We start from the raw sequence: 1,597 nt of genomic DNA on the forward strand, positions 1-1,597 counted from the left end.
GGTCATCCCTGAAGGAGCGGGGCCGGTCAAGAGGTGCTTTGACCGGCCTTTGTTCTTCTCCGCTGGGTCTGGGACACGTCGAGGTGAGGCGTTGTGGTCAGGGCTCGGGCGGAGCCCGACCGCGTAGCGGCCGTGGGGCCTTGACGACGACGCCGCTCGGCGCATGCTGTGGGCAGCGGTGAGGAAGTGTGTTCGGTGGTTCCCTTGGTGATGTCTGGGTGCGGACGTTGCGCTCGTCATGGCCGGGTGTCCCCGGTTGGTGGCAGCCCCCCGGGGGGAGGGGCTGCTGTCATCCCTTCGCCGCGGTAGCTGAGGGGCTGGGCGGCATGATGGGGTTCGCAGTTGCTGGTCAGCGGGGTCAATCAGAGGGGCGACCACGCCAGCTGGTGGGGGTCTTGACCTGCACGACCCGCGTCGACCGGTTCGGGGTGGTCGCGGCTCATGCCGCGCCGGTGTGCTTGTCGGTGTGCTTGTGCGGCTGCGTATCCAGGGCACGGACGTGGTGGTCGCGCAACGCGTAGAAGACGTACTCGAGTTGGCGGCGGGCGGCCGCGACGACGCCGATGTTGTGGCCGCGGCGGGCGGCGACCCGGTCGCGGAACTGCCCGACCGCGGTGGTGTCGGGCAGGATCTGCACCGACTCGACCACGGCCCAGCGGACCAGCCGGGAGCCTTGCTTGGTGATCCGGCCGCGATGCACGTGGGTATCGGACTCGTGATGGGTTGGTGTCAGCCCGGCCCAGCAGGTCAGCTGCTCGGGACGGGTGAATCGGTCGATGTCGCCGATCTCGGCGACCAGCACCGCGGCCAGGGTCGGACCGATCCCGGGAATCTGCTGCACCGCGGCATAGCCTTGGTGCAGCGCCAGCCGGCCCCGCACCATGCCGGCGGTGTGGTCGATCTCGAAGTCGAGCCCGTCCATGATCCGGCGCAGCGACCCGATCCTGGCCGCGTACGGCGCCGCGAGCTGCGAGGAGTCCCGCAACCGATCCAGCAACGCGGTCCCGGCGATCCCGAACAGGTCACTCATCGACACGGTCACGCCGCACTTGGCCAGCACCGCATGCACCTCGGCCTTGCAATGGCTGCGCAGCCCGACCAGCTTCGCCCGGTGCCGCACCAACTCCCGCAACTCGCGCGTGGCCGGCGGCGCGATCCACGCCTCGGGCAGACGCCCCATCCGCAACAGGTCGGCCAGGTCGGCGGCATCCCGCTCGTCGTTCTTCACCCGCCGGTACTCAAACGCCTTCACCCCCAACGGATGCGCCAGATGCACCACCGCACCCTGCGCCCGCAGCGCGTCCACCGCCCAATACCAGCCGTAGGTCGCCTCCAGCACCACCTCCGGGCTCTCCCCGGCCCGGGCGATCACCGCCGCCAACCGATCCACATCGTTGACGACCCGGACCCGCTCCAGCACCTCACCCTCGGCCGTCATCCGCACCAGCACCGACCGTCGCCGATGCAGATCCATCCCCACAAACTGCCGTCCCGCGTACGCTTCCATCAGGGGCCTCCTTCGTCGTGAAACGCGAGCAACCCCAGCATCCGCCGGGAACCCACGAGGAGCGGAGGCCCCGCTCCTTCATCGCATCAG

General features: G+C 69.7%; 1 protein-coding gene. It reads right to left on the bottom strand.

Going from position 1 to position 1,597, the window contains the following annotated elements; all coding sequences use genetic code 11:
• Window positions 1–439 precede the first annotated feature (439 nt).
• Complete coding sequence (locus AB0H36_RS48040; protein WP_360539112.1) at window positions 440–1,507, bottom strand: IS110 family transposase; 1,068 nt, start codon at window positions 1,505–1,507, stop codon at window positions 440–442.
• Between the last annotated feature and the right edge of the window lie 90 nt (window positions 1,508–1,597).

The organism is Kribbella sp. NPDC050820 (genome assembly GCF_040653975.1).
Classification (GTDB): domain Bacteria; phylum Actinomycetota; class Actinomycetes; order Propionibacteriales; family Kribbellaceae; genus Kribbella.

Excerpts from the sequence above, each read along its gene's own strand:
- AB0H36_RS48040 (WP_360539112.1), bottom strand. The coding sequence starts at position 1,507 with ATGGAAGCGTACGCGGGACGGCAGTTTGTGGGGATGGATCTGCATCGG.